10 protein-coding genes are annotated in these 12537 nt (G+C 55.3%); 2 read left to right on the top strand and 8 right to left on the bottom strand.

The genetic code is table 11. The features are described from left to right. Positions 1-3: 3 nt before the first annotated feature. The 7 genes from E1757_RS08450 to E1757_RS08420 all read right to left on the bottom strand — a co-directional run bounded on the left by E1757_RS08450 (position 4) and on the right by E1757_RS08420 (position 8526). Positions 4-1338: an MFS transporter gene (locus tag E1757_RS08450; RefSeq protein ID WP_133226744.1), complete on the bottom strand. Its 1335-nt coding sequence runs from the start codon at positions 1336-1338 to the stop codon at positions 4-6. Beyond that, complete coding sequence (locus E1757_RS08445; RefSeq protein WP_133226742.1) at positions 1325-3406, bottom strand: ABC transporter ATP-binding protein; 2082 nt, start codon at positions 3404-3406, stop codon at positions 1325-1327. The genes E1757_RS08450 and E1757_RS08445 overlap by 14 nt, the downstream gene beginning before the upstream one ends. An 85-nt stretch (positions 3407-3491) precedes the next feature. Continuing rightward, complete coding sequence (locus E1757_RS08440) at positions 3492-4394, bottom strand: ABC transporter permease (protein WP_165972018.1); 903 nt, start codon at positions 4392-4394, stop codon at positions 3492-3494. Between the two features lie 19 nt (positions 4395-4413). Continuing rightward, a complete protein-coding gene (locus E1757_RS08435; protein WP_133226738.1) occupies positions 4414-5361 on the bottom strand; it encodes an ABC transporter permease in 948 nt (315 codons plus the stop codon). A gap of 55 nt (positions 5362-5416) precedes the next feature. Further along, entirely contained in the window at positions 5417-7000 is a 1584-nt protein-coding gene (locus E1757_RS08430) for an ABC transporter substrate-binding protein (protein ID WP_133226736.1), read from the bottom strand. 47 nt (positions 7001-7047) lie between these two features. Then, a complete protein-coding gene (locus E1757_RS08425; protein ID WP_133226734.1) occupies positions 7048-7794 on the bottom strand; it encodes an isochorismatase family protein in 747 nt (248 codons plus the stop codon). 15 nt (positions 7795-7809) lie between these two features. Continuing rightward, positions 7810-8526 carry an isochorismatase family protein gene (locus tag E1757_RS08420; RefSeq protein ID WP_133226732.1) on the bottom strand — a complete coding sequence of 239 codons (717 nt, stop codon included), beginning with the start codon at positions 8524-8526 and terminating at the stop codon, positions 7810-7812. Positions 8527-8735: 209 nt separating this feature from the next. Between E1757_RS08420 and E1757_RS08415 the strand changes: the two genes are divergently transcribed. Continuing rightward, a complete protein-coding gene (locus E1757_RS08415; RefSeq protein ID WP_133226730.1) occupies positions 8736-9674 on the top strand; it encodes a LysR family transcriptional regulator in 939 nt (312 codons plus the stop codon). Between the two features lie 335 nt (positions 9675-10009). Then, positions 10010-11185, top strand: a complete 1176-nt coding sequence (locus E1757_RS08410) for an MFS transporter (protein WP_133226728.1) — start codon at positions 10010-10012, stop codon at positions 11183-11185. Positions 11186-11481: 296 nt separating this feature from the next. On the opposite strand, the gene E1757_RS08405 is transcribed toward E1757_RS08410, so the two are convergent. After that, complete coding sequence (locus E1757_RS08405) at positions 11482-12357, bottom strand: helix-turn-helix transcriptional regulator (RefSeq protein WP_165972017.1); 876 nt, start codon at positions 12355-12357, stop codon at positions 11482-11484. Between the last annotated feature and the right edge of the window lie 180 nt (positions 12358-12537).

Raw genomic sequence — 12537 nt, 5'->3', positions numbered from 1 at the left:
TAGTCAACTGCGGTACGTAAGCCGGGCGGGCTTCGCCTCACCGACGGGCGGCGTTTGTTCGGCTGCAGTGGCGGCTGCAGGTGCGACTGCAGGTGCGACTGCGGGCTCTTCTCCCTGCGCCGGACGATTCAGTCTGGCCGAGCTGTAAACGGCGAATCCAAGCATGGTCGCCAGCAGCAGCGTGCCGCCGGCGCAAAAAGCGGCCGTCAAACCCATCGTCTGACCCAGCACCCCGAACAGCGCCGGGCTTGACATTTGCGACAGCCGGTTCGTCAGCAGGCGCAGCCCCATCACCTTCCCCCGCTCCGCGTCCTTCGTTTCATCCACCATGATCATAATGCTGACCGGCAGATTAATGCCGACCGAGCTGCCCAGCAATATTGTAAGCGCAATCATTCCTGCGACATGCAGGGAACCGAGCGGAATCAGAATTAGGCATATGGCGGCGAGGCAGCCGGCCGATATCAAGATGCGCTCCATCGTCATCCGCTTCATGAGCAATGCCAGAAATAATCGCGACAGCAGTCCGGCCATGCCCGTCAACGAAACGATGACGGAAATGATCAGCGTGGAGTAGCCCGCACCGTTTAAATAGAGCGGTATAAAGCTGCCGTAGAGCGATTGAATGAACATGATCAGGAACGTGCCGGCCAACCCGAACCGGATTCCCCGGTATTTGGTCAAATGGATGCCGCTCATATAGCTGTCCATAATGGCGCGGGGCCTGAACAGCCTGCGGGTCTCGCCTTTCACCATCGGCTCGCCCGGACTGACGGCGGCAACCCGCCATACGGCGGCAAAGGAAACGATGCATACGGCCAGCGAAGCGATAAAGGCGGCCCGGTAGCCGGACAACGAGGCGCCGTAGAAGGAGACGACCAGTCCGCCGAGCAGCGGTCCCGCCATGCTGCCTGCCGACGACCAGGTGGAATAGCGGTTGATGTTGCGGTTGCGCAGCGCTTTATCCGACTCGCCGTCGGCGGCCAGCACCTGCAGCGACGATGCGACCATGATCGTACTGGCGCCCAGCAGCAGCTGCGAGACCGCCAGCAGCGGAAGCAGCGTGCTGGAAGCGGTAAGCGCCAGCGAGACGATCATCAGCAGGCAGCCCAGCTTCGTTAACCGGAGCGGACCGAGCGTATCGATCATTTGCCCGACCGGCATGGCGATGATCATCGGCAGCAGCGCCCGCAGCGTAACAAGGAAGCCGATAACGGCGGTCGAGGCGCCGAGACTTTCGGCATACAGCGTGAAAAACGGCTGGGCCACCGAATTGACGGCGAAAAAAACGCCGCCGCCGTATATACCGACGGCCCTTACCGCGCTAGCCGGCCGCATGACAAGCCACCATACGCCGTTCTCCCGCGCCGGTCAGTGCAGGCTTCTCGCCCAGGCAGCGGGGCTGCACGAGCGGGCAGCGCGAATGAAACGCGCAGCCGCCCGGGGGATTTGCCGGACTCGGCAGCTCTCCTTCCAGCACGGTAATTTCCCTGTCCGCTTCCACGGCCGGATCGGGTACCGGCACGGCCGCCAGCAACGATCGCGTGTACGGATGCAGCGGATGGACGAAAACTTCTTCCGCCGGCCCCTGCTCCACAATTTGACCCAAATACATCACCGCGATCGAATCGGAGATATGACGCACCGTCGATAAATCATGCGAGATGAAAATAAAGCTGAGTCCAAGCTGCTCCTTCAAATCGCACAGCAGATTGATCACCTGGGCGCGGACCGACACATCAAGCGCCGAGGTTGGTTCATCGGCTACGACGACCGACGGCGACAGCGCAAGCGCCCTGGCGATGCCGATCCGCTGGCGCTGGCCGCCGCTCAATTGATTCGGATAGCGGTCGAGAAACGACGCATCGAGACCTACCTGCTGGATCAGCTCCCGCACCTTCCTGTTCCTTTCCTCCGGAGCGGTTTGCCCCTGGACGTCCAACGGCTCGGCGATAATATGTTCAATCGTCATTTTCGGATTAAAGGAGGAGTACGGATCCTGAAACACCATCTGAATTCGTTTGCGGTACGATTTCATTCCCTCCGCGGCTTCTACCGCCGGAATGCCGTCGACCGCAATGGCTCCGTCACTGGGCGATTCGAGCCCCAGCAGCAGGCGGGCAACCGTGCTCTTCCCGCAGCCGCTCTCCCCGACCAGCCCCATCGTTTCGCCGCGCCGCAGCGTCAAGTCGATGCCGTTAACCGCATAAATATGCTTACCCGGCTTCCACGGCAGCAGCGACGGCTTGCGGAACACTTTGTGCAGCCCTTTGACCTCCAATATATGAGGAGCTGCGCTGGACGGAGAAGCAACGGCCGAGGCTCCACCCGCCGATGTTTCACCCGCATACGCCGCCGATGCCGCCGCAACCGCCGCCGGCGTTACGGATGAGCCGGCTTCCGTTTCGTCAGCGCGTCGGATGCCGCCGGCCGCTTCGACGTCCCTCCAGCACGCCGCCAATTGTCCTTCTCCCCGGGCGGTCAGCTCCGGCATGTCGATCCGGCACCGCGCTTCCGCCAAGGAGCAGCGCTCGCGGAATGAACAGCCTTCAATCGGCTTGCGCATATCCGGCGGAAAGCCGTGAATCTGCTGCAGCCGTTTGCCCGGCGTCCCGGCAATGCTCGGAATCGTCCGAAGCAGGCTCTGCGTGTAAGGATGCTGCGGATTCGCAAACAGCTGGGCGACGGTACCGTATTCGACGATCCGGCCTGCATACATGACGGCCACCTTCTGGGCGAAACGCGCGACAAGCCCAAGATCGTGGGTAATGAACAGCATCGCGCTGCCGGTCTGCTCCGTCAACCGTTTCAATAACTCGACGATTTGCGCCTGGATCGTCACATCCAAAGCGGTCGTCGGCTCATCCGCCAATATCAGCCTTGGCTTGCAGGACAAAGCCATCGCAATCATGACGCGCTGGCGCATGCCTCCGCTCATTTCGAACGGGTAGCTGCCAAGGCGCGACTCCGGGTCCGGAATGCCCACCTGCTCCAGCAGCGAAACCGCATAAGCGCGCGCTGCCGGCGCGCTGAAGCCCAGATGTCTGCGGATCGCCGATACCATCTGATCCTCAATGCGCATGACCGGGTCCAGCGAGGTCATCGGGTCCTGAAAGATCGTGCCGATTCTGCCGCCGCGAATCCGGTTCAGCTCGCGCTCGCTCAGCTTCGTCAAATCATTGCCTTCGAACCAAATCTGGCCGCCGACGATGTTTCCCGGATATGCGATCAGCCGGATGAGCGACATCGCCATGGCGCTTTTGCCCGAGCCGCTTTCGCCGACGATCGCCAGCCGTTCCCCGGCCTTCAAATCGAACGAGACATCGTTTACCGCGCGCACCGTCCCGCTATCCGTCTCGAAATGTGTCGTTAACCCTTTTACCCGCAGCAGCCATTCATCGTTCATACCCACTCCCCGCCTCTCCGTTATATGTTTTACGCTAAACTAAGTTCTCCATGACGGAAACGGAATTTGCTTGCCGAAGCTTCGCTTATTTTCTCGCTTTCGGATCCAGCACCTGGCGTATGCCGTCGGACATTAAATGGAGGCCGATCGCGATCAGCAAAATGACAACGCCCGGCATGGTCGAAATCCACCAAGCCTTCTGCAAATACATTTGCCCGTCGTGGATAATATTGCCGAGCGACGGCGCCGGGGGCGTAATGCCGAGTCCGAGGAAGCTTAAGCTCGCTTCGGTCAAAATCGCATTCGCCGCCGTAATGCTTGCCGCGACCAGCATCGACGCGACCGTGTTCGGCATGATGTGCTTCCACATCAGCCATCTTCCGGGCGCGGAGACCATGCGTGCCGCGTCGATGAACGGCCGCGTCTTCAGGCTCAGCACCATGGAGCGCTGAAGCCGGATCATCCGGGGCAAATCGGCCATCGTAATCGCCAGCACGACCGGGATCGTACCGGCCCCGATAATCGCGACCAATCCGATCGCCAGCAGCAGCGAAGGAAACGCCAGAAACATATCGACGACAGCCATCAGCGTCCGATCGACTTTGCCGCCGTAGTAGCCGGAAATCGTACCGACCAGCATGCCTCCGGCAATCGCGAGCGCCGCAACGCTGAACCCGACGACGATCGAGGTTTTCAAGCCTGCGAGCGTGCGGCTTAAAATATCCCGGCCCAGCTTATCCGTACCGAAAGGATGCTCCAGACCCGGGGGTTGAAAGCTTTCCTTCACGCTTGTTTCCAGCGGGGCCGGAAGCGGCAGCAGCGGCGATAATACGGCGAGCAGCAGGAGCGGAATTAGCAGCAGCAATGCGCCTGTGAACCGTTTGTTCCTTACGAGCTCCCGGGCCAGCGGAAATTTCCAATTCCGGTAACCGCCGGTTACCGGTCTGACCCCGGCTCCGGCGACCGTTGTCGTTGCGCCCGATTCCATGTCCATCACCTCTCATGAGTTAAAATTGAACGCGCGGGTCAAATTTTTTGTAAACCAGATCGGTTATAAAATTGACCATAATAAACAAGGCGGCGTAAACCAGAATAACATTTTGCACAAGCGGATAATCCCGGCTGTTAATTCCGTTCACCAGCAGACTGCCGACGCCCGGAATCGCGAAAATAAACTCTGTAATGACGGTGCCGTTCAGCAGATGACCGAAGCTTAGCCCCACTACGGTAACGATCGGCAGCATCGCATTGCGCAGTCCGTGACGAAAGACGGTAACGAGCTCCGAACGGCCCAGCGAGCGCGCCGTACGGATATAATCTTCATTCAGCACCTCGAGCACGGCTGTACGCGTAATTCTCGCCAACGACGCTACCTGCCCGATCGCCAAAATCATAATCGGCAGCGCAAGCCGCTTCATCAGAGCGCCCCAGTCCTCGAACTGGATCGTGCCCGTGGCGGGCAGCCACTTGAGCGTCAAGGAGAACAGCAGCAGCAGGAGCAGCGCCATCCAGAACGACGGCATCAGGTCGACGAGCATCGCCAGCCACGTAAGCGCATGATCCAGCGTCTTGCGGCCCTTGTTCGCCATGTAAGCCGCCATCGTCCCTAACGGGACGGCAATAAGCACACCGATGACAACCGTACACATCGCGATCAGGATCGTAATCGGCAGCGCCTGCAGCAGCAGCCCTTTAATCGACAGCGAGGTCGTGATCGTCTCGCCGAAATCAAGCCGGAGCAAATGTCCCAAATACGATACGTATTGCTCCCATAACGGGCGGTCCAAGCCCAGTTTGGCCTGCAGCTGCGCCATCGCCTCCGCCGACAGCTGATCGCCCGCCATCGCGGAGGCCGCATCCCCGGGGATAAGCCGGATAGCGAAAAACACGATCGTGATGACGCCAAGCAAAGTCAACAGCAGCTGAAACAGCTTTCTCATCGTATAAACGACCATTTTGGAGCGCACCTCCCGTTAATTATTTTTAAGCCGCGCATTCGATAACGGTTCGTTACTTGTTTTGGATATCTACGCCAAAGAAGTTGACTTGGGCCAGCTTGTTAATGACGACCCCGTTCACCCATTTTTGGCTCGGCCAATATACATTGCTTGTATACATCGGCAAATACGGCAGGTCGGCCATAACTGTTTTTTGCACGCTCGCATAGAGCTCCTTCCGCTCTTTCTCATCCGCCGAAGCGCGGGCTTTTTCCAATTGCTGCGTCAGCTCCGGGTTATTGTAGCGGGCGCCGTTCAGCCCTTTTGGAGCGATATTGTCGGGATGCAGGAAGCTGAATAAAATCATATCCGGGTTCACTGCCGGCAGCAGACGGCCGCTCGTTTCAAACTCGCCGTTATTCCGCTTTTTGTTGTACGTCGGCGTATCGGTCAGCTCGAAGTTCAAATCGATGCCGACCTTGCTGAGATATTCTTTTTCCAGCTGCATCGATTCGGTTACACCGGTCGCCGATGTCGACGATTGATTGATTTTGAAGCCGTTCGGGTAGCCCGCTTCCTTCAGCAGCGCTTTGGCTTTTTCCGGGTTATATTCATATTTGGGAAAATCTTTCGTATACACATCCATCCAGTCGAGCAAAATACCGTCCGGCGGCGAGTTCAGCTTGGGCGAAGTCGCCTTGACGATTGCGGCCCAATCCACCGCATGCGCGTAAGCTTGCCGAACCTTCAGGTCCTTCAATGCCGGATGCTCCAGATTAAACACCTTGAGCGATGCGGCGTAATTGTCCACATGGTTCATCTTAAAGCCGGCTTTCTCCAGATCGTCCAAATTTTCCTGACGGTTCGCGCGCATCAACAGATCAACTTCTCCGTTTTGCAAGGCGATGGTCGCGGTTTGCTCGTCTTTAATGATGTTGAAAATGAGCTTCTCGATCGGCGCTTTTCCGCGATAGTAATCGTCATGACGGGTCAGCACGATTTGCGAGCTCGGATTGATGCTCTCCAGCTGGTAAGGTCCGGTTCCGACCGGCTCCCATTTGACGTTGTTTCCGGCCTTTTCGACCGCTTCCTTCTTCATAATCTGACCCTGGTGATAATTGGCGACGACGTGCAAAAAGTTTCCATCCGGCTGCTTGAGCTTAATGACAACGGTGTAGTCGTCCGGCGCTTCCATCGAAGCGATATTTCCCAAATCAAGCGCATAGGGAGAGGCCGTTTTGGGATCAAGAATACGCTGATAGCTGTAGAGCACATCCTTGGACGTCAGTTCACCGTAGCCCTTCTGCCATTTGACGCCTTTACGCAGGTGGAACGTCCATTCTTTATTTCCGTTGGTTTCCCACTTTTCCGCCAGATCCGGGATGAGCTTCCCCGTATCCGAATCGTAGGTGGTCAGACCGCTGAAAATGTTAAACGCGATGTTCTCATTTTCAATCCGAAAAATATTGGACGGATCGAAACCGGCCGGATCATCGTAAAACCGCACCTTCAGTACTTTGGGCGCAGCAGTGTTTGAGGCCGCTCCGGCTGCACCGGCGTTCTCCTTGTCCGCGTCGCCGGCACAGCCCGTTGCGGCCAGAAGCAGCAGTGTTGCCGCCACGCCCGAAAATATCGATTTGATGAGTCTGATTCCCATGATGGACCTCCCCTTTTTGTACTTGACTGGATTTGCAAGCTATATGATCAGACCGCCTTCACTGCCGACTTGCCCGTCTCCTTGTCCTTCAAGCCCGACATCACCGACTGAAAATAACCAAGCGCCGTATTCAGGTCGATCACGTCCGCATATTTTTGGTTCAAATCGTACAGGTTCATATAATGCGACGACTCCGTCCGGTCGAATACACAATCCGAAACGACGCCAATCTTGTACCGGAACGTCGCTCCGTCCACGACGCTGGCGCGCACGCAGCCGCTCGTCGTCTCCCCGCAGACGATCAAAGTATCGATACCGAGACTGTTCAGTTGAAAAACGAGCGGCGTTCCGTGAAAAGCGCTGGCTGCCGCTTTTTCGATGACCCATTCGCCGGCTGCAGGTTCGACCTCTTGGACAATTTCCCGTCCCTTCAGCATTTCTTCCTTCGTCAGCGGAAGTTCTCCCGGCTTTCTGCTTCCCCTTCCCCAATGATTGACGCCTGTGTGCAGACCTTTAACATGAATGACGGGAATACTCAGCTCTCTGGCGGCCGCCAACAGGACAACTGTTTTATCTACAGCTTCCCAGCCTTCCAGACCGGTGCTCATCGGCCATTTTTTCATCGATTCGAAAATCGGCTGCCGCTCCAGCCCCAGCACGCTGTAATAAATGTCGATCAGCAGCAGCGCCGGCTTGCTGCCGAAGCCCGCCGGTTCCCGTTTGCCGCGAAGCCGGTCGTGCTCCTTGTCCTGCTCGGTAAAAAATCGTTCCCATTGCGATTGCAAATGATGCATGCGGACTCGCCTCCTTTATTGATTGACGACCTGTTTCTTGCTCGCTCCGACCTGCTCCAAATATTGCTTGGCATACGCCAAGTTCACGACATCGGCATATTTCTGGTGCATATCGTACAGATTGAGGTAATGCGAGGACTGTGTCCGGTCGAAAACGCAATCTCCTACGACGCCGACTTTATATCGGTAAGTGGCTCCGTCGACAACGCTGGCGCGCACGCAGCCGCTCGTCGTTTCACCGCAGACGATCAAGGAGTCGATGCCCAGACTGATCAGTTGAAACAACAGCGGCGTTCCATGGAAAGCGCTTGGCGCGGATTTTTCGATGACCAGCTCTCCCGCTATCGGCGCGACCTCATGGACGATTTCCGTCCCTTTCTTCATCAATTCCGGTGTCATGCCCGCCGGAGGGGCGGACCGTTTGCGCCGCACCCACGGGCTGATCCCCTGCATCCCTTTTACATGGATGACCGGAATATTATTGCTCCGGGCTACAGCCAGCAGCTCGGCCGTGCGGTCAACCGCCTCCCAGCCTTCGAGTCCGGTGCTTCCCGGCCACAGCTTCATCGATTCGAAGAGCGGTTCGCGCTTCAAGCCGAGCACGCTGTAATAGATGTCGATGAGCAGCAGCGCCGGTTTTTCGCCAAGTCCGGCAAGCTCCCTTTTCCCCCACAGCTTGTCGTGCTCCTTATCCCGTTCCGTCAAAAATGGCTCCCACTGTGCTTCAAACATCGCTTATTCCTCCTTCGAGATTTTCAAATAGTTTGTTATGTTATATAACATAGACTTAACAAAATATTTGGTTTATACTTAGTTTATTCAGAATTATCTGACAAGTAAAGGATGCATTTTTGAATGTTGCTATTCAAACGATGAATAATTGATAAGTCATGGTGAGTATTATGTTATATAACATAACATTAGGAAAGGAGTGATCGATATTGACCCTCGAGCAAATTATTACCTTTGTCGCCGTCTACCGGTTGGGCAGCTACTCCAAAGCCGCCGAATCGTTGTACCTGCCCCAGCCTACGGTATCCCATCGGGTCAAGCAGCTGGAGCGCGAGCTTGGCAAGCCTCTGCTGATACGGGGAAAGGGCGGCATTCTTCTTTCGGAGGAGGGCAACGCCTTTCTCCCTTACGCCCTTAATGTGCTGAACTCCGTTGAACGGGGCCGCGAAGCCGTCGAACGTCTGAAACAAGGACTGAACGGCAAATTGTCGATCGGATGCAACAACTCGTTCGCCGCCTCCGTCATGCCCTCCATTCTCGAAAGCTTTATCCACGCCTATCCGGACATCGCCATTCAAGTTCATTGCTACTCCACGCAAGACCAAATCAAGCTGATGAAAAACAAACAGTTCCAGCTGGGCATTACCCGCTACGCAACGAACGATCCGTGGCTTACCTTCCGTCTGCTGTACGCCACTCCGGTGCACGCCATCGTATCCGCCCGCCATCCTTTCGCCAAGCGCGGATCCATCCGGATACAGGATCTATTGAAAGAGCGGCTTATCGTGTACCAGAACGATACCCTTTACCGGAAAACATTGGATCTCACCTTTAATAGCCTGAATCTCCAATACGATATCCAATACGAAACGAACAACCTGCAGCTGATCAAGCAAATGGTCCACTGCAACCGCGGTATTTTCCTGTCTTGCCCGTTATTCATGCAGGGTGAACTGGCGTCCGGCGATATTGTCGCCCTTACGATCGAGCGCAACCCCTTTCCGCAAAGCCAGGTGTTTCTGATGTATAACGAAGAGGAAATGAACAGTCTCGACTATTTATTTTTCCGCCATTTCGAAAGCTGTATGAACGCATTGCAAGCGCATGTCAAGGACGAACGGCCGCCGCTCAAGCAGCATGCCGAATAATACCGGATACCCTCCTGTTCGTATTGCATACCACAGCGATCCCCCTTGCAAACCGGGCTATCCCGGTTTCCTCCGCAACGTTTTCATGAAGCCGCCGATTGTCCGGGTGCACGGCATAAGCTCGGCCTTCCTGTCTCAGCTTCCCGTTGACCGTTGTTCCCATTCCGCCTATGATAGATATATACAACTCAGAGACGGCTGTACCATTCTTAAAGCAAAGGAGACACCCGCATGATTTATGCAAGACCTCCCAGCTAAGATGCCAGACCAGACAGTTCACGGGCACCGCCGCGTTTCGGTTGAAAGTACAATCCGAAGCCGGAAGGAGCAAACCGATGAACTTTTCAGGAAATATATGGAAATTATATGCAATCCGTTTTTTTCACAGCCTGATCCCCGCCTATGTCATTGAAAGGCTGTTCTGGGAACAAAGAGGCATGACGATCCAGATGGTCGTCTACACTGAAATTATTTATGCCGTTACCGTCGTTTTACTGGAGCTTCCGTCAGGCATTTTGGCCGATAAGTGGAGCCGGAAACATATGATGACGATCAGCGCCTGGTTCATGTGCTGCTTTTTTCTTATTTTAACGTTTGCCTCCGGGTTTTGGCATTTTGCTGCAGCCGTTTTTCTGGCAGGCATCGGCCGTTCGGCAAGCAGCGGAGCGGAAAATGCGCTGCTGTACGATTCATTGCTGCTGGACGGCAAGGAACACAGCTTTGAAAAAGTATTGGGCCGCATCAACGTATGCGACTTTACGTCCGCCATACTGGCGGCGCTGTGCGGAAGCTTGTTGGCCAGCCGGTTTGGTTTCGAGCTTAATTATTGGATTTCATTGGCCGCAACGCTCGTATCTCTGTGTCTATCGTTCATGCTGGTCGAGCCTTCCGTCACAAGCGGCGCCGGCGAACCGGCTCAAATCCGGCACTCTGTGATAACGTCCGTCCGCTTCTTCAGAAATAATGCCGGGGTATGTCTCGTCGTGCTTTCCGGTATGGTGACCGGCGCAGCCTTAAATTTTATTTATGAGTTTTGGCAGCTTTATTTAAACAGACTGGACATTCCGGTCATCTACTTCGGACTCTTTTCCGCGGCGTTTATGTCGCTTGGCATTCCCGGGAATATGCTTGCCCCGATGCTGATCGGACGGTTCAGCAGCAGGACGCTGCTGTCGGGAGTGACCGCCGTCTTCACGGCAGGATTCCTCTATATTTGGGCGGTTCACGACTATACCGGATTAGCGGCGATTTTCGCCATTGGCCTTGTTTCCGGCATCGTCGAACCTGTTACGACCGGGTATTTGCATCATCGCATCGATTCTTCGATGCGGGCGACGATGGATTCGTTCCAGTCATTGGGGCTCAATGCCGCGCACACCGTGATAGGCCTGGGGTTCGGATTTTTCTCAACAAGATATGATATTTTCGGCGGATACGGATTCATTGCTCTAGTTTGCGGCTTGTTTTTTATTTATTTTCTCATCGCCTCCAAAAGCTCGGTGAACAAGTAGCGGAGCGGTCGAGCAAAGCGGCAGCCGAAGCGCGCCAGCTCTCAGAGCTGCAGCTTCGGCTGCCGTGCTGCGAACGTACTGTGAAGCGGCAGGAGTGAACACGTTCAGCTTTGCTGAACATCGGGGAATCAGATGGGAACTCTACCCCACCTTAGAGGTGGAGGTCTTAACCCGATTAAGTCGTAATCGAATAAATCCGGGCTAAAGAATAAAACGGCCGCAACCGGGCCGTTTTTTCTGCATATTCACTTGTCCGCTCAAAACTACCGCAAGCGATATATCGGCTCCGCATTCCGCTACAGCCTCCTGTACAACGCCGGGGTCACCCCCATTTTCCTCCGAAATACTTTGTAAAAAAAGCCGATATCCTCAAACCCGACCTTATGAGCGATTGCCATCACTTTCATATCGGTATGCTTGAGCAGCCGGCACGCCTCGCCAATTTGCAGCTCATGCTTGTATTCAAGAAAGGTCGTGCCGGTAAACGCTTTGAATTTGGCGGAAAACGACGCGATGCTCATCCCGCACATCCGGCTGACCTGATCCAGCGTTAATGTTTTATCGTAATTTTCCGCAATGAGACCTGCGGCGAATTCCATCCACTGGCGGTCGGTAAGGCCCGTCGGTTCGGAAAGAACGCTGCCGGCGTAAAAGCGGCTGAGACCCACCATGCATTCGATCATTCGAGCCTTGACGATCAGTTGGAACCCCGATTCCTTCCGCTTCGTCTCCTCCAGCAGTGTCTCCAGATGCTGCTCGAACACCCTGCGGTTCCGTCCCGATATATACATATGAGGTATAAAAACGGACGATTTGCGCAGAAACGGGAGCAGAAACAAAAACTCCAGCATCGGAATGTCGGGTTCCATCGACTGCAGCTCCCGATAAAGCAGATTGCGGTCGAACAAAATATTGCAAATTACCGCGCACTCCGTTTGCGATCCGTTATAGCTGTGAGGCGTGCCCGGCTCGATAACGAACAGGTCCCCGGCCCTGAGCGTATACGTATGCCCGCCGATATGATGCAGCGCGCTCCCCTGCCGGACGTAGGCCATTTCCACAAAATCATGGGCATGCTCGCCGATGATCTCTACTTGCTTCACCGTGTACGTATCGATATGGAACGTCAGACCCGGATTCCCGAAGTAAGATGCCCCCTGAAGATGTTTCATGCTAGACATACCCCTTTCGGCCAGACAGACCGCGAAGATCCAGGTACCGCTCGATGTACTACCGCACCCCTCTAAAGCCGAGCAACAAGTCAGACCCGGGACGGTTATTTGAAAATTCCCCCTAATATACTAACAATTATTTTCAAACCGAAAATTTGAAGAAGATCGACTAATCGTTTA

This window comes from Paenibacillus piri (assembly GCF_004354045.1).
Lineage (GTDB): Bacteria > Bacillota > Bacilli > Paenibacillales > NBRC-103111 > Paenibacillus_S > Paenibacillus_S piri.
The sequence above is the reverse complement of the archived record's forward strand: the minus strand, read 5'-3'. Positions and strand labels throughout refer to the sequence as shown.